Origin of the sequence: Brevundimonas sp. R86498, assembly GCF_044598075.1 — a bacterium.
Taxonomy (GTDB): domain Bacteria; phylum Pseudomonadota; class Alphaproteobacteria; order Caulobacterales; family Caulobacteraceae; genus Brevundimonas.
Genome location: NZ_CP139004.1, coordinates 1100799 through 1115562, shown reverse-complemented (window position 1 = coordinate 1115562; position 14764 = coordinate 1100799). Strand labels below are relative to the sequence as shown.

The 14764-nt window shown below is 68.1% G+C and carries 15 protein-coding genes and 1 pseudogene; 6 read left to right on the top strand and 10 right to left on the bottom strand.

The features are described 5' to 3' along the window. Position 1: 1 nt before the first annotated feature. Entirely contained in the window at positions 2 to 1327 is a 1326-nt protein-coding gene (locus tag SJY26_RS05575; protein WP_396595152.1) for an amidohydrolase, read from the bottom strand. An 87-nt stretch (positions 1328 to 1414) separates the two neighbouring features. On the opposite strand from SJY26_RS05575, the gene SJY26_RS05570 reads away from it, so the two are divergent. The 3 genes from SJY26_RS05570 to SJY26_RS05560 are packed head-to-tail and all read left to right on the top strand — an operon-like array spanning position 1415 to position 3603. Then, on the top strand, positions 1415 to 1780 hold the full coding sequence (locus SJY26_RS05570) for a hypothetical protein (RefSeq protein ID WP_396595709.1): 366 nt from the start codon (positions 1415 to 1417) through the stop codon (positions 1778 to 1780). Between the two features lie 45 nt (positions 1781 to 1825). Continuing rightward, positions 1826 to 3121, top strand: coding sequence for an MFS transporter (locus SJY26_RS05565; RefSeq protein WP_396595151.1), 1296 nt, complete (start codon positions 1826 to 1828; stop codon positions 3119 to 3121). Positions 3122 to 3174: 53 nt separating this feature from the next. Next, complete coding sequence (locus tag SJY26_RS05560; RefSeq protein WP_396595150.1) at positions 3175 to 3603, top strand: SRPBCC family protein; 429 nt, start codon at positions 3175 to 3177, stop codon at positions 3601 to 3603. A 17-nt stretch (positions 3604 to 3620) separates the two neighbouring features. Here the strand turns inward: SJY26_RS05560 and SJY26_RS05555 are convergent, their stop codons facing one another. The 9 genes and pseudogenes from SJY26_RS05555 to SJY26_RS05515 all read right to left on the bottom strand — a co-directional run bounded on the left by SJY26_RS05555 (position 3621) and on the right by SJY26_RS05515 (position 12972). Then, entirely contained in the window at positions 3621 to 4625 is a 1005-nt protein-coding gene (locus SJY26_RS05555) for a type II secretion system F family protein (RefSeq protein WP_396595149.1), read from the bottom strand. 10 nt (positions 4626 to 4635) lie between these two features. After that, positions 4636 to 5616 (bottom strand): type II secretion system F family protein, encoded by a 981-nt coding sequence (locus SJY26_RS05550; RefSeq protein WP_396595148.1) that lies wholly within the window; start codon positions 5614 to 5616, stop codon positions 4636 to 4638. 5 nt (positions 5617 to 5621) lie between these two features. Continuing rightward, positions 5622 to 7260 (bottom strand): annotated as a pseudogene (locus tag SJY26_RS05545) (CpaF family protein). 3 nt (positions 7261 to 7263) lie between these two features. Next, entirely contained in the window at positions 7264 to 8787 is a 1524-nt protein-coding gene (locus SJY26_RS05540; RefSeq protein ID WP_396595147.1) for a CpaE family protein, read from the bottom strand. 5 nt (positions 8788 to 8792) lie between these two features. Continuing rightward, a complete protein-coding gene (locus tag SJY26_RS05535; RefSeq protein WP_396595146.1) occupies positions 8793 to 9458 on the bottom strand; it encodes a CpaD family pilus assembly protein in 666 nt (221 codons plus the stop codon). Between the two features lie 8 nt (positions 9459 to 9466). Further along, positions 9467 to 11125: a type II and III secretion system protein family protein gene (locus SJY26_RS05530; protein ID WP_396595145.1), complete on the bottom strand. Its 1659-nt coding sequence runs from the start codon at positions 11123 to 11125 to the stop codon at positions 9467 to 9469. Continuing rightward, positions 11122 to 12054, bottom strand: a complete 933-nt coding sequence (gene cpaB / locus SJY26_RS05525; RefSeq protein WP_396595144.1) for a Flp pilus assembly protein CpaB — start codon at positions 12052 to 12054, stop codon at positions 11122 to 11124. The genes SJY26_RS05530 and cpaB overlap by 4 nt, the downstream gene beginning before the upstream one ends. Before the next feature lie 104 nt (positions 12055 to 12158). Then, positions 12159 to 12662, bottom strand: a complete 504-nt coding sequence (locus SJY26_RS05520; protein WP_396595143.1) for a prepilin peptidase — start codon at positions 12660 to 12662, stop codon at positions 12159 to 12161. Positions 12663 to 12768: 106 nt separating this feature from the next. Further along, positions 12769 to 12972: a Flp family type IVb pilin gene (locus SJY26_RS05515; protein WP_396595142.1), complete on the bottom strand. Its 204-nt coding sequence runs from the start codon at positions 12970 to 12972 to the stop codon at positions 12769 to 12771. A gap of 277 nt (positions 12973 to 13249) precedes the next feature. Here SJY26_RS05515 and SJY26_RS05510 point away from each other — a divergent pair, with 277 nt between their 5' ends. The 3 genes from SJY26_RS05510 to SJY26_RS05500 all read left to right on the top strand — a co-directional run bounded on the left by SJY26_RS05510 (position 13250) and on the right by SJY26_RS05500 (position 14758). After that, positions 13250 to 13663 carry a pilus assembly protein N-terminal domain-containing protein gene (locus tag SJY26_RS05510; protein ID WP_396595141.1) on the top strand — a complete coding sequence of 138 codons (414 nt, stop codon included), beginning with the start codon at positions 13250 to 13252 and terminating at the stop codon, positions 13661 to 13663. An 8-nt stretch (positions 13664 to 13671) separates the two neighbouring features. Next, a complete protein-coding gene (locus SJY26_RS05505) occupies positions 13672 to 14208 on the top strand; it encodes a TadE/TadG family type IV pilus assembly protein (RefSeq protein WP_396595140.1) in 537 nt (178 codons plus the stop codon). Between the two features lie 73 nt (positions 14209 to 14281). Next, a complete protein-coding gene (locus tag SJY26_RS05500; RefSeq protein ID WP_396595139.1) occupies positions 14282 to 14758 on the top strand; it encodes a TadE/TadG family type IV pilus assembly protein in 477 nt (158 codons plus the stop codon). Positions 14759 to 14764: the final 6 nt, after the last annotated feature.

Below are 14764 nucleotides of genomic sequence, written 5' to 3'. Positions count from 1 at the left end.
CTCAGCGCGCCCGCTCCAGAAACCGCAGGGCCGACAGGGCATGGGCGCGGACGCCGAGCACCAGTACGTCCTCATTGACGTCGAACTGCGGGGAATGGTTCGGGGCGGCCGTGGCCGGATCGACGCCGTCGGCGGTGCCACCGAGATGGTAGAAGACGCCCGGGACCTCGGCCTGGAAGTAGGAGAAGTCCTCGGCCACCGTGGTCGGCGGGGTGGCGGGATTGACGTTCCCCTCCCCGGCCGCCTCGGTCAGGACCGGGGCCAGCCAGGCGGAGAGTTCCTCGTTGTTGAAGACGAGGGCGGCGTTCTGCTGGATCGAGAACTCGGCCGTGGCGCCATAGGCCTCGGCGACATGGTCGATGGCGGCCTCGGCCCGCTTCACCAGATCGTCGCGCTGGGCGATGTCGAAGGTGCGCAATGTACCGGACAGGACGGCCTGATCGGGGATGATGTTGTAGCGGACACCGGCCTGCAGGGTGGCGATGGTGAAGACGGTCGGGGTGGTGGTCGGGTCGATGGTGCGGGCGGTCAGGGTGTTGACGGTGGAGATCACCTGCCCCGCCACGGCAATGACGTCGACCCCGCGCCACGGCCAGGCCCCGTGCGTCTGTCGGCCCTTCAGGACGATGTCGACCCGGTCCGAGGCGGCCATGAAGCCCTGCGGCCGGTAGAAGATTGTCCCCGGTCGGCCGGGCACGACATGCAGGCCGAAGATGGCCTCGACCTTCGGGGTCTCCAGCGCGCCGTCGGCGATCATCAGCCGGGCACCGCCCATGGGCTCGCCGGGGGGCACGCCCTCCTCGGCCGGCTGGAACAGGAAGACGATGGTGCCGGAGAACCGGTCCTTCATTCCGCTGAGAACCTCGGCGGCCCCCAGCAGCATGGCGACGTGGGCGTCGTGGCCGCAGGCGTGGGCGACGGGCACGGTCGCCCCCTGATAGGTGCCGGTGGCGGTCGAGGCGAAGGGCAGGCCGGTCGCCTCCAGCACCGGCAGGGCGTCCATGTCGGCGCGCAGGGCGACGACCCGGTCCGCGCCCGCAGCGGTGCCACGCAGGACCCCGACCACGCCGGTGCGGCCCACGCCCTCGCGCACCTCGATCCCCATGGCGCGCAGCCGTTCCGCAACGAAGGCGGCGGTGCGGGTCTCGGCCAGACCCAGTTCGGGATGCTGATGCAGGTCGCGGCGCCAGGCGATGACCTCGGGCTCGATGGCCGCGGCGGCGGTCGCCACAGCCTCGGCGGGCACGCCGCTCTGGGCCAGGGCGGGGGCACCGGACAGGGTCAGGGCTGCGGCAAGGGCCGTGGCGGACAGGAGGGTACGACGCATGCGGGGGCACTCCGGAAGGGTGCCGGATGATGGGGGCGGGCGGCGGTCTGACGCAAGCGTCTTGCGCCTGTCACATCCGTGACCAACATGAGCTCCATGGCCATCAAGACCTCGAAGACGCAGTGGCGCGACGTCGTGCTGGTCTGCAAGAAATGCTCGAAGAAGCTGGACGGCGGCTTCGGCCCCGACGGCGACCGGACGCTGAAGAAGGCGCTGAAGAAGTATCTGCTGCCCGCCGGCGGGCCAAAGGGTCGCAAGGCCGGGCTGGCGGTGATCGAGACGGCCTGCTTCGATATCTGTCCGAAGAACGCCGTGGTTGCCGTCAACGCCGCAAATCCCAAGGCCCTGCTGATCGTCCCGGCGGGGGCCGATCTGTTCGAGGTCAAGGCGCGGCTGGGGCTGGACGACGGGCGCCGGCTGAAACCGGTTCTGACGGTCGTGAGCGAGGACTGACGGGCACCGGGTGACCGGCGCTCCGAACAGCGCTATGCCTTGGGGGTGTCCCCGCGATCGCCCGCCTTTCTGATCCTGTTCGTCGTCAGCCTGATCGCGGCGGCGGGAAACATGGGGCTGCAGTCGGTCCTGCCGGCGATCGGGCGGGAGTTCCGCCTGTCCGACACCCTGGTGGCCGCCGCCTTCGCCATCTCGGCCCTGATGTGGACCTTTGCCTCGCCGGTCTGGGCGCGGCTGTCGGACCGGCTGGGGCGCAAGACCGTGATCCTGATCGGGCTCGGGGGCTTTGTGGTCTCCATGCTGGGTTTTGGTCTTGCGGCCACCTCCGGGATCGAGGGCTGGCTGGCGGCCATGGTGGCCTTTGGCCTGATGGCTCTGGCCCGGACGGTCTACGGTGTGTTCGGCTCAGCCGCCCCCATCGCCTCCCAGGCCTATGTCGCCGACCGGACGACGCCGGAGGCCCGCACCCAGGCCATGTCACTGCTGGCGTCGGCCCAGGGTCTGGGCACGGTAATCGGGCCGGTGCTGTCGCCCTTCTTCATCCTGCCGCTCGTGGGGCTGGCGGGGCCGATGTATGTCTATGCCCTGTTCGGAGCGATCGTCCTTGTGGTCGTCTGGAAGCGGCTGCCATCGGGCGAGGTGGTGCGCCAGCCGACCGCCAGCGGTCGGCTGGGCCCGGGGCCCAAGGGGTTGTGGCGCGATCCCCGCGTGAGGGATTTCCTGCTTTACGGCCTGCTGATCACCGGGGCCCAGGCCGTCAATATCTCGGTGCTGGGCTTTCACATCATCGACGAGATGGCCGCGACGGGTCTGGCCGCCCGCCAGGCGCAGCCCTTCATCGGGGTCGCCATGTTCGCCGGGGCGGCCGCGACCCTGATGGTGCAGTGGGGTCTGATCCCGCTGCTGAAGATGCAGCCTCTGGCCCTGATGCGCTGGGGGGCCGGGCTGGCCCTGGCCGGCAATCTGGCCAGTATCGCCGCCCCCGGCTACTTCGGCGTGGTGGTCGGCTATGCCATCGTCTCCATGGGCGTCGGCTTTGCCCGGCCGGGCTTTACCGCCGGGTCCTCGATCGCGGTTGGACCGCATGAGCAGGGCGCGGTCGCAGGGCTGATCATGTCGGTGGCGGGCTTGAGCTTTCTGGTCCCGCCCGTGGCCGGCGTGGCCCTGTACGAACTGACGGAATGGGCCCCCTTCGCCGGCAATGCGGCGCTGCTGGCCGTGGCTCTGCTTCTGGCCCTGCTGAGCCCCGTGCTGCGGTTTGATCCGACTCCGGGCGTGCAGGACAATCCCGCCCCGGACGCGCCCCCGGCCTCCCAGCCGGGCCCGGAAGGCAATCGCTGACCCGACGAACGGCGCGGCTTGCTTCGTGGCCGCTGGCTTGCCAAATCGGAGGCATGAACTTCAAGGTCGAAAAGCGCATCGGCGTCCGCGCCCCGTCGGAACGGATCTGGGAAGTGATCGCCGATTTCCCGTTCTGGGACCACTGGAACCCCGTCGAGACCGGAGTGACCGGTACGCTCGGGTTCGGCAGTCAGATCAGCCTCCGGGAAAGGATCGGCAGTCTGGATGAGCGTCAGGTCATCGGCCGGATCGCCGAGTGGCAACCGAACGCCCAGCTGGTCTGGACCGAGAAGCGTGGCTGGCTGTTCAACTCGATGCGCTTCTACGAGATCGAGGAGCTTGAGAGGGGGAGCTGCATCGTCTCGAACGGCTTCATCTTTTCAGGCCTGCGGGGCGAAGGCTTCCATGAACGGCATCGCCGGACCGTTCGCGCCAGCTGCGAGGCCGTGGCCGAGGCGCTGAGGATCACGGCTGAGAGCTGATCCACCCTGCCTTGGCGTCAGCGGTCGCCGACGCCCTCGACCTGATTGGCCGCCATCGTGTCCTGGATGCTGATGATGGCGGGCCCGAGGATCACGACGAACAGGACCGGCAGGAAGAAGATGATCATCGGTACGGTCAGCTGGGCCGGCAGGGCCGCAGCCTTCTTCTCGGCCGCCGAGAGACGCAGATCCCGGTTCTCCTTGGCCATGGTGCGCAGGGCCGAGCCTAGCGGGGTCCCGTATTGCTCGGCCTGGACCATCGCTGTGGCGACGGCCCGCACGCCGGGATGGTTGGTCCGTTTGGCCAGCCCCTCATAGGCCATGCGGCGCTCCGGCAGATAGCTGAGCTCGGCCGACAGCAGGGCCAGTTCCTCGGCCAGGTCGATGGAGGTGGTGCCGATCTCCTGGGACACCTTGACGATGGCGGCCTCGATGGACATCCCCGCCTCGACGCAGATCAGCATCAGGTCGAGGGCATCCGGAAAGGCCTGCATGATCGACAACTTGCGCTTGGCGATCCGGTTCTGGAGATAGATGTTCGGTCCGTAGAAGCCGGCCAGGGCCGCGGCCATGGTCATGGCCAGCTTGATCATGAAAGGCTGGCCGAAACCGTTGACGAAGAACAGATAGGCCCCGGCCAGAAACAGGAAGACGAAAGGCGTCGCAAAGCGGAAGAAATAGAAGGTGGTGAGCGGGCCGGGTCCCCGCAGGCCGGCCTGGATCATCTGCTCGGCGACCTTGGGGTCCTCCAGCATCTTGGACAGGTTCAGCCGCTCCACCACGCGCTTCTTGAAGCCGTCGTCAGTGTGCCGCAGCGCGCCGCCCTGTGACCCTGCAATGGCCTGACGGGACCGGCGTTTCAGCTCGTCGCGCCGGACCGAGACCGCCTTCATGCGGTCATCAAGACGGGCCCCGCCCGTGATCGAGCCAAGAAGGGTGACCAGGGTCGCAAACACCAGCACGGCCACGGCGATGCTGAGCAGGTTCCGGGGCTCGACGATGGCCTGCATCAGGCTTTCCATCCGGCCCTCCTCAGAACTTGAACGAGATCATGCGCTTCATCATGAAGATGCCGAGCGCCATCCACAGGCCCCCGCACAGCAGCAGGATCTGGCCGCGAAAATCGGTGAACAGGACCGCCATGTAACTGGGCGTGGTGATGCTGACGAGGATCATGACCACAGGCGGGAGGGAGCCGATGATGCCCGCCGAGGCGATGGCCTCTGACGAGAGCGCCTTGATCTTCTCCACCATCATGCGACGGGCACGCAGCACCGTCGTCAGATTGCCGAGGGCCTCGGCCAGGTTGCCGCCCGTCTTCTGCTGGATGGCGATGACGATCGAGAAGAAGCGGAGTTCAGGCGTCGGCATCCGCTCATACATCCGGTCGAGCGCCTGGGGCAGGGTCAGGCCGACCCCGAGCCCCTCGACGAGGCGCTGGAATTCGGGACCGAGCGGTGCCGGGCTCTCCTTGCCGATGATCTTGAAACAGTCATGCACCGGCAGTCCGGTCTTTATGCCCCGCACGATGATGTCGACGGCGTTCGGAAACTCCAGGGCGAACTTCTTCATCCGGGACTTGCCGATGAAGCCGACAATCCAGCGCGGCAGGCCGAGCCCCGCGACGAGGGCGATCCCGACCGCGACGAAGAGATTGAGCCCGAACAGCAGGGGGATGAAGAAGGCGACGACGCCCAGACCCGCGCTCATGATCCAGAAGGTCCGGATGCTGAGGCTCATGCCGGCATGCTTCAGCCGCGCCTTCATGGTCATCCGGGCCTTGCGCTCCAGCCGCTCGGCCTCCTTGAGCTGGAGCTCGATGGCCTTGCGGCGCGCCTCGGGCGTATTGGCCTCGGCCCTGGCCTGTTTGGCCCGCGCGCTGCGGGTCGCCCCGTTGGTGAAGCCCTCGGCCCGCTTCAGCGCCTGGCCGCTGGAATCGTCTCCGCTCACCAGGACCCAGCCGAGGCCGCCGATGGTGATGAAGGCCAGAATGGCGGCGAGGATCGGAAGCATCAGCCCTACTCCGCCGCGTCGAGGGCTTCGGCCAGTTCGCGCTCGAGGCCGTAGTAGCGGGCGCGGTCCCAGAAGCGGGGGCGGGCGATGCCGGTCGAGCGGTGCCGGCCGATGATCTTGCCGTTCTCGTCCTCGCCGGTGATCTCGTAGACGAACAGGTCCTGGGTCACGATCACCTCGCCCTCCAGCCCGACCACCTCTGTGATGTGGGTGATGCGGCGCGAACCGTCGCGCAGGCGGGCGGCCTGGATGATGACGTCGACCGAGCCCACGATCATTTCGCGGATCGTCTTGGACGGCAGGCCGTAGCCGCCCATGGTGATCATGGACTCCATCCGGCTGATGGCCTCGCGCGGGGAGTTGGCGTGCAGCGTGCCCATGGAACCGTCGTGGCCGGTGTTCATGGCCTGGAGCAGGTCGAAGGCTTCCGGGCCCCGCACCTCGCCGACGATGATCCGTTCAGGCCGCATCCGCAGGCAGTTCTTGACCAGATCCCGCATGGTGATGGTGCCCTGTCCCTCCAGATTGGGGGGTCGGGTCTCGAGGCGGACGACATGCGGCTGTTGCAGCTGAAGCTCGGCCGCGTCCTCGCAGGTGATGATCCGTTCGGTCGGGTCGATGAAGGCCGTGAGGGTGTTCAGCAGGGTGGTCTTGCCCGAGCCCGTGCCCCCCGAGATGACGATGTTGCAGCGGCAGGCGCCGATGACGCCCAGCACGCGGGCCCCTTCCGGACTGATGGAGGCGTACTCCACCAGATTCTTCATCGTCAGCTTGTCTTTCTTGAACTTCCGGATCGTCAGGGTCGCGCCGTCGATGGCAAGCGGCGGGGCGATGACGTTGACGCGGCTGCCGTCCGGCAGGCGGGCGTCGCAGATCGGGGAGCTCTCGTCCACGCGGCGGCCGACCTGGGACACGATCCGCTGGCAGATGTTCATCAGCTGGGCGTTGTCGCGGAAACGGACGTTTGTCAGCTGGACCTTGCCGCCGACCTCGATGAAGACCCGGCCGGCGCCGTTGACCATGATGTCGGCGATGTCATCGCGGCCCAGCAGGGGCTCCAGCGGGCCGTAGCCGAGGACGTCGTTGACGATGTCCTGGACCAGATGCTCCTGCTCAGCGACCGACATGGAGACGTTCTTGATCGCCACCAGTTCGGCGACGATGTCGCGAATTTCCTCGGACGCGGCCTTGGTGTCGAGCTGGGCCAGCTGGGCCAGGTCGATGGTGTTCATCAGGGCGTTGAAGATGGTCGTCTTCGTCGCGTGGTAATAGTCGCTCTGCTCGCGAACGATCTCGGCGACCGCCTGGGCCTTCTTGAGCTGTTCGAAGCCCGGGGTGGCGCGGGGGCCGGGGGCTGCAGCGCCGGGAGTTCGGGGCCGCGGCCGGACGCGGCCGGGCGGCAAGGGCATCCAGGCGATCAGCGGCAGGTGACGGCGGGGCCGAGGCGGGCCGGCCCGCAGCATGGTCGAAGCCTCCGGGGCCAGGCGCGTCTTCCTCTGCCCAGGCGAAGGCCTGGGTCTGGTGGCCCTGGGCGGGTTGGGGCGGCAGGCCGCCGGCGACCGTCTCGACCGGCGAAGCGGGCACCGGCGCGGGACGCGGGTCCGCGACCACGCCGCCGGGCTGGGCTGTGCGTTTGCCGAACACCCGTCAGGTCTTCTTCTTGAACAGGCCGGCGAACATCGACTTCGACTCGCCCTTGCCGGCTTTGCCCCCGGGGGTCGACAGGGCCGGGAGTTCCCGTCGCGAGACGATCTGGGCGAGGGTCTGGAAGGCGTCGGCGGCCTTGGATTTCGAGGCGGCGTCGAGAATCATCTGGCCATTGTTGGCGGCGGCGCCGAACAGTTTGGCATCGAAGGGGATCGACAGGCTGGGGTGGATGCCCAGCGCCGCACCAAAGTCCCGGGCCGGGATCTCGGGGCGGCCGGGGACGCCCACCTGATTGAGAACCAGACGCGGCGGGGCGTCATTGGGCCGGCCGGCGCGGATCAGGTCGATCATGTTCTTGGCGTTGCGCAGGCTGGCCAGATCGGGCGTCGCGACCACAACCACCTCATCCGCCGCAATCAGTGTACGGCGCATCCAGCCGGACCACAGATGCGGCAGGTCCAGCACGACGAAGGGCGCGGTGGCCCGGATCTGGGCCGTGACCTCCTCGAAGGCGTCCGGGCTGATGTCCCAGTCGGTATCGAGGGTCGCGGGTGCCGCGAACAGGGACAGTTTGTCGGTGCAGCGGACCATCATCCGGTCCAGCAGGACGGCATCCAGCCGGTCAGGCTGGCCCAGGGCGTCGGCCACGCCTGAGAGGGGGTCCTGGTTGAAGTCCAGTCCCGCGGTACCGAACGGCAGGTCGTAGTCCACGATGACGGTGTTGGCCCCGATGCGCTCGCTCATCGCATAGGCGGTGTTGTGGGCGACCGAGGAGGCCCCCGCCCCGCCCCGTGCGCCGACGAAAGCGATGGAGCGGCCGACAAAAGGCTGGGCCGGATCGGCAAACAGGCCGCCGATGGCGGAAATCAGGGTCAGGGGCTGGATCGGCGCGACCAGATACTCGCTGACCCCACGCTTCATCAGCTCCCGGTACAGGATGATGTCATTGGTGGCCCCGATGACCACGACCTTGGTGCCTGCGTCGCAGACCTCGGCCAGCCGGTCGACCTGATAGAGCAGGGTCTGGGGGTCCTGCAGGCATTCGACGATGATCAGTGGCGGGGTCGGTTCGTGGTTGTAGGCCTCCACAGCCCCCGGGATGCCGCCGACGCGGATCTGGGTCGTGGCCCGCGACATGCGGCGGTCCTGACCGGCACGCTCTGCGGCGGCCAGGGTGTCCTGACGCTCGGCGAAGACGTGAATGGCGATGCGCGGGACGGTCACCTCGGTCTGCAGACCGGACAGGACGGGGGCCGTGGCGATGGCCGAGGCGGCACCCGCCATGAGGTCGCCGACGGGGTTGTAGCCCGCAGCGGCCGGAGCACCCGAGCCGGCGGACAGTCCCGCTGGATGAGTCACAAGGGAGCCTCCCCCGACCGGGGCCGTGCCGGCCGGAGCTGTGAATTGCAGAGGCTCACGCGGCTGCGACTGGGCCGGAAGGGCTGGATCGGGCGCGAAATCGAGATCGGCGTCGAACTCGTCGTCCAGGGGGTCGGCCGGGTGGGAGGCGAAGGCGTTGGTCATGGTGATCAGTTCACCGCGTCCGACACACGCTGGCTTTCCACCATCGGCTCGCGCGTCGCGGAGGTTGGTGTGCCGGACCGGTAGCGATCAAACACCAGGGCCCGGCGGGCCGCGCTGGACGGGGCGATCGCGCGGGGAGCGACGATGTCGCGGGGGTCGGCGATCTGGGCGGCGAGATTGGCGTTCACCGCACATCCGAAGTTGGCATAGCCGGCGTTGGCCCCGGTGCGCCCCAGATTGGTCCAGCTGGTCCCGCACCGGGGCACGGCGGCCCGGACGACGTCGAAGCCGACGAGCACAGGCGCTCTGGGGTCGGGCGCGAGATAGGTCAGCAGCTGGACGCGATCGGCCGGCACACCCCGGGCCTCGAGGGCGGCCTTGACGCGCCAGGTCACATCGAGCGCAACAGGATCCTCTCCGGACGGAGCCTCGACCCGGAGGACCGGGGCCCCCTGTTCGGCGAAGCGGTTAACCATATCGTCGAGCGCCCGCATCTGGTTGGCGGACAGGCCGGTCTCGTGCACGGCGAGCGCAACCCGATCGAGGTCCAACTCGACCTGCAGCGCGTACCGCGAGGTCGGGGTCAGGGGCGTCGGGCCTGAGCCCTGGGCTCCCGCGCAGGCTCCCAGCATCAGGGTGGCGGCGATCAGGATGAAGGGGGAACGGGACATGGCGACGCTCACTCGATCACATAGCCGACCGGGCCCTGCCACCCGGCCGAAGCGGATGCCGTGGGGGCGGGCGAGCCGTAGGTCTGGTTCAACTGGCCAAAGAAGATGGTCTGGGCATCGGTCGCGATCCGCAGACCATCGGCCGGGGTCTGCATCTGTCCGGGGCTGGTCGGGCGGACGATCCAGGGCTCGACGATCATGACCAGTTCGGTTTCACCCGACAGATAGTCCCGCGAGCGGAACAGGGAGCCGAGCACCGGCAGATTGGTCACGCCCGGAAGGGAGTCGACCGTCTGGCGCGTGTTTTCCTGCAACAGGCCGGCGATCATCAGCGAGCCGCCGGACGGAAGCTCCACCGTGGTGCCCGACCGGCGCACACTGAGACCCGGCAGACTGATGGAAGACGTCGTTCCCGCCCCGATCGTCAGCCCGCCCGTCGCGGACAGCTCGGAAACCTCGAGCGAGATCTGCATCGAGATGTTGCCGCCCGACAGGACGACCGGCCGGAAGGCGACGCTGACACCATAGGGCTTGTATTCGACGGTCACATTGCCGTCCTGGTCGCGACCCGCCGGCACGGGGAACTCGCCTCCGGCGAGGAAGGTGGCGCTCTCGCCGTTCACCGCCGTCAGGTTCGGTTCGGCCAGGGTGCGGACCAGACCGACCCGCTCGAACGCCTCAAGGCAGTTGGACGTATTGGTGCCGGTGATGGTCGAGTAGACCGTGGAGGCCAAACTCGTGATGGCATTGGTGAGGGTGCCACTGACCGCATTCTGCAGCGCCGTGGTGGTCCCGGATGTGTTGAGGGAATAGGTGCCCGGGACGCCGCTGGTGCCCAACTGGGTGGTCGTCGTCTGGCTGGTGGTTGTCCCGCTTGAGGCCGTCACGCCGTCGGAGATCGTCAGTCCGTCGTTCACCTGATCGCTGAAGTTGGTCGTCCGGGCATTCTGCTCGCCGTAGCAAAGACCCGTCCCGCCCTGGTACGAGCCGTTGGCTCCCCAGGTGTTGCCGCGCCCGAAGCCGATGGACGCGTTTCCATCGTTGTAGACGACGTTGGTGGAGAGCCCGAGCTGCTTGATCGCATTGCGCTGGACCTCGACCACCCGGACCCTGAGCGTGACCTGGTCGGATCCGGCGACGCTGAGCATGTTCAGCACCTTTTCCGGCGCGGAGACGAAGGCGCGGGCGATCTGGACGACCCGGTCGGCCTCGGCGGGGCTTGTGACCAGACCCGTCAGGATGATGCTGTCGTTCACAGCCTCGGCGCGGACATCGGCCCCCGGCACGACGCGGCTGAGCGTGTCCTGCAGCGCTGACACCCCCGCATCGACGCGCACTCTCAGGGTCAGGATGGCGCGGCCGGCCGCGTCCATGAAGACCGCGTCGGTCTCACCCGGCGCGATGCCGATGACCGTGATGCGCCGGGGCGAGTGAACGTTGGCCTCGGCCACGGCCGGATTGGAGACGATGACATCGCGGGCATCCGCCGGCAGGTCGACGGCGAAAGAGGTGCCGCGGGGCAGATTGACCATGCGGGGCGCAGACCCGGCGGGCACCGTCTGGCGCTCGCCCCAGGTCTGGGCCTGGAGCGGCATGGCACCCGACAGGGCAATCAGGCTGGCGCAGGTGAGGCCCAGAATCCGGCTGGTGATCATCGGTCGGCTCATGGGACGGACACCACTTGCGGTTCACCGCCGCGGAACACGCGCACGGCGGCCGGTGCCGGCGTCATGCCCTGCGGCGCACGGGCCACACCGACGCGGCCCGAAGGGCCCGCCGTATCGGCATAGGACCGCAGCACGAGCGACAGCGAGCCGGCGGCCTTGGCCAGGGCGAGGGTTTCGGTGTCAGACGGTGCGACCTCGAGCGTCGCCGTGGCTCCCACAACCGCCTGCTGGTCATCGGCGGCCCGGGTGGACTGGTCCACCGCGAGCACCTTGACGTTTTGCAGGACGACACGGCTGGCGAATTTCTGGCCGGTGCTGCCATCGGAAGACCCGCCGTCCCGCTCGATCGTCACCAGCACATCGACACGGTCGCCGGGCAGGATGAAGCCGCCGGCCGCGCTCTCGGTCGAGACGGCGATGGCCATGGCCCGCATGCCGGGCTCCAGATAGGCGGCCATATAGCCGCTGTCGCCGGCGCGGACGATCTTGCGACCCACGATCGGCTCTCCGGCAAGAATGGGTTCGCGGACGACCGAGCCGAAATAGTCGGCCTTGGCCCCGCCCCCGGCCATTTCGGTCGCAACCCGGGTGACGCGGGCCACGGCACCGTCAGCGGCACCAGCCTCTTCGGTCTTCCTCGCAGAAGCCTCGCCCGCGGGAACCGGCACGGTCCCGTCGGTGATGAAGGCCGGATTGACCTCGTCGGCCGGCCAGTCCTTCCACTCCAGGTCGGCGTCGACCAGCCGCTGGCCCGGCGCGAGATCACGCGCGGCCACAAGAACCTGGGCCATGGGACGGGCCGGCACCGCAGCGGCCGTGGCAACGGCCGTCGGCTGGCCCGAGGGCGACCCCATGGCGCGCACGACCAGGGCCAGGCCCACAGCCGACACGGCAGCAATACAGATGACGGCAATACGGGCGGGCTTCATCATGGGTCTCCGGCGAGGCCCGGCGCGAATCACGACACCTGCAGCCTGCCGTTAACGACCATGGCGTCCGCGGGTTAACGCCCCCCTAAGCCGCCGGGCGGGGCTCAGCCGGCGGTCATGATGGCGCTGGCGGGCAGGGCCATCAGCGCCCCGATGGCGATGGCGACGCCGTAGGGAATATCGCCCTTCTCCGCGAGCAGGTTGCCGACCCACCCGGGTGCCACTGCGGCGAGAGGGGCCAGATTCTTGCGGGCAACAATCAGCGCGACGGAGAACAGCCCGCCCACGATGGCGGTCCACAGCACGAACTCGAGGGAGGCCGACGGGCCCAGCCAGAGGCAGACCCCCGCCATCAGTTTGGCGTCGCCGCCACCCAGAACCCGCAAGGCGAACAGGCCCATGCCGACGCCCAGCGCGACAAACGCCACGAGGCCATGCAGGCCGACCAGACCCAGCGGCAGCCCGACGGCAAGGGCCGCCGGAAAGAAGGCCACGACGAGGGCCCCGGTGATCAGATTGGGGATCCGCATCGTCAGCAGGTCCGACAGACCGCCGGCGATGACCAGAAGCGGCATCAGGGCCAGAAGCACGAAGACGACAGTTTGCATGCCGCCCAGCCTGACACCGCCGGGTTAAGTCCCGGTTGCCGCGCCAAAAGAAAGGGGCCGGAGCGTCGCCGCTCCGGCCCCTGGTCTCAAGACCCTGGCGAGAGGCTTAGGTGGTGCCGCCGGTGCCGCCGCCCGTGCCGCCGGTGCCGCCGACGGCGGTCGACACGGTCGTGAAGGCGGTCGAGATGTTGGTGCCGAGGATTTGCACGGCGCCGATGATGACGACGGCGATAAGAGCAGCGATCAGGCCGTATTCAATGGCCGTAGCGCCCGACTCGTCCTTGACGAACTTGGTAATGAACTTGGTCATGTGAAATCCCTTTCGAAAACTGTGAAGCGAGCAACGTTGGCTGGGAGCTCGGTCGCCCGCTTGACCCCCAAACGCAGGGTCACATTCGACCAAACCGGTTAAGGTCAGGTCAGAAGTCGTGGTTACTTCGCTGTTCACCCTGAAATTTGCGGTTCCGGCCGCCTGGACCCGAAAGGCCGCACCGGTCGGGAGCGGATTTCAGACTTTGTAGAGATTTCCGGCCGATCCTTCGCGACCTCCCCGCGCGCACATGCGCGGAGTCCAAAGGATCACTTTCATGGCCGGATCGCTTGCCCGTCGCCTGCGCATCGCCCTGGTCGCCGCCACCCTCGTGGCCGCCGCAGGGACCGCCCGGGCCCAGTCCCTGAATGTCGAGATCGACCGGTCCACGCGGGTCAGCCTGGCCGGCTCCGCCGCCTCGGTCATCGTCGGCAACCCCGAGATCGCAGACGTCACGGTCGTGGACGCCAACACCCTGTTCGTCACCGGCAAGGGCTATGGGGTGACCGAAGTGATCGCGGTCGACGGTATCGGACGCACCCTGTTCCAGGGCGAGATCGTCGTCACTGGCGGATCGACCGGGTCGGTCCGGGTCTGGCGCGGAGCCCAGGCCACGGAAATGGCGTGTGCCTCGTCCTGTTCGCCCAGCATTCGCAACACGGGCTCCGCCGGCACGGCCCCGACCCCCTGAGGGTGGCGATGTCCCCGCTCAGCACACGGTCCGGAAGCCAGGGCAGGCGGCGGCGCGAAGGCGCAGCGGCGGTGGAGTTCGCGCTCGTTGCGACGCCCTTCTTCTTTCTGATCTTCGGGATCCTGGAGCTGGCGCTGGTGTTCGTCACCAATGCCGTGCTGGAGAACGCCACGCTGAGCGCGAGCCGGATGATCCGGACGGGTCAGGCCGATGTCGAGAACCTTGAAGCCGGTGCCTTCGAGACGGCCCTGTGCGGACAGATGGGTGTTCTGGCCAGCGGCTGCGAGGACCGGACGACGATCGACGTCCGTGTCATTCCGCAGTTCCGCAATCTCACCCCGCCGGATCCCCTCGCCACCGGAGAGATGAACGAGAGCGCGCTCACCTACGTCACGGGTGACCCCGGCAGCCTGGTTCTGGTCCGTGTCTGGTATGCCCAGCCCCTGGTGACGCCCTTCCTGTCCCAGGCCGTATCCAGGGTCAGTTCCGGGGACGCGATTCTGTCAGCGACGACCGCCTTCCGCAACGAGCCCTATGATGGCTAGACAAGGGCACAGCAGCACGGCCCATGGACGCATACTGTCGCGCTTCCGCCGCGATACGCGGGGGGTTGCGGCCGTGGAATTCGCCCTGATCGCGCCGGTCCTGGTCGCCCTCTATATTGGCCTGGCGGAATTCTGTCAGGCCTATATGGCCGATCAGCGGGCCAGCCATCTGACCTCCCAGATCGCCGACATCGTCGCCCGGTCGGACGTCGTGACCGTAGACGAGCTTGCCGACATCTTCGCCATCGGCGACATCCTGATGACTCCCTTCCCCACCGCCACGCTGGGAGTCCGGATCAGCAGCGTCACCCGCGGCACCGACGGCATCGTCCGGGTCGACTGGAGCCGCGGCGATGGCATGGATCCCCGATCCGGCGTCGTGACCGTTCCCGATGGACTGATCACCAACGGACAGAGCCTCATCCTGAGCGAGGCGACCTATGACTATACGTCGCCCATCAACGATCTGCTTCCCGGCACGACGCAGTTCAGCCACAGCTTCTACCTGCGGCCGCGACAGGTCGACCAGGTTGGCTGCAGCAACTGCTAGTCTGGA

Bases quoted from the DNA above. Each gene is read 5' to 3' on its own strand.
- cpaB (WP_396595144.1), bottom strand. From the start codon at position 12,054: ATGAAGCCCGCCCGTATTGCCGTCATCTGTATTGCTGCCGTGTCGGCT.
- SJY26_RS05530 (WP_396595145.1), bottom strand. From the start codon at position 11,125: ATGAGCCGACCGATGATCACCAGCCGGATTCTGGGCCTCACCTGCGCC.
- SJY26_RS05510 (WP_396595141.1), top strand. From the start codon at position 13,250: ATGGCCGGATCGCTTGCCCGTCGCCTGCGCATCGCCCTGGTCGCCGCC.
- SJY26_RS05575 (WP_396595152.1), bottom strand. From the start codon at position 1,327: ATGCGTCGTACCCTCCTGTCCGCCACGGCCCTTGCCGCAGCCCTGACC.
- SJY26_RS05535 (WP_396595146.1), bottom strand. From the start codon at position 9,458: ATGTCCCGTTCCCCCTTCATCCTGATCGCCGCCACCCTGATGCTGGGA.
- SJY26_RS05555 (WP_396595149.1), bottom strand. From the start codon at position 4,625: ATGGAAAGCCTGATGCAGGCCATCGTCGAGCCCCGGAACCTGCTCAGC.
- SJY26_RS05550 (WP_396595148.1), bottom strand. From the start codon at position 5,616: ATGCTTCCGATCCTCGCCGCCATTCTGGCCTTCATCACCATCGGCGGC.
- SJY26_RS05540 (WP_396595147.1), bottom strand. From the start codon at position 8,787: ATGACCAACGCCTTCGCCTCCCACCCGGCCGACCCCCTGGACGACGAG.
- SJY26_RS05520 (WP_396595143.1), bottom strand. From the start codon at position 12,662: ATGCAAACTGTCGTCTTCGTGCTTCTGGCCCTGATGCCGCTTCTGGTC.
- SJY26_RS05505 (WP_396595140.1), top strand. From the start codon at position 13,672: ATGTCCCCGCTCAGCACACGGTCCGGAAGCCAGGGCAGGCGGCGGCGC.
- SJY26_RS05515 (WP_396595142.1), bottom strand. From the start codon at position 12,972: ATGACCAAGTTCATTACCAAGTTCGTCAAGGACGAGTCGGGCGCTACG.
- SJY26_RS05570 (WP_396595709.1), top strand. From the start codon at position 1,415: ATGAGCTCCATGGCCATCAAGACCTCGAAGACGCAGTGGCGCGACGTC.
- SJY26_RS05560 (WP_396595150.1), top strand. From the start codon at position 3,175: ATGAACTTCAAGGTCGAAAAGCGCATCGGCGTCCGCGCCCCGTCGGAA.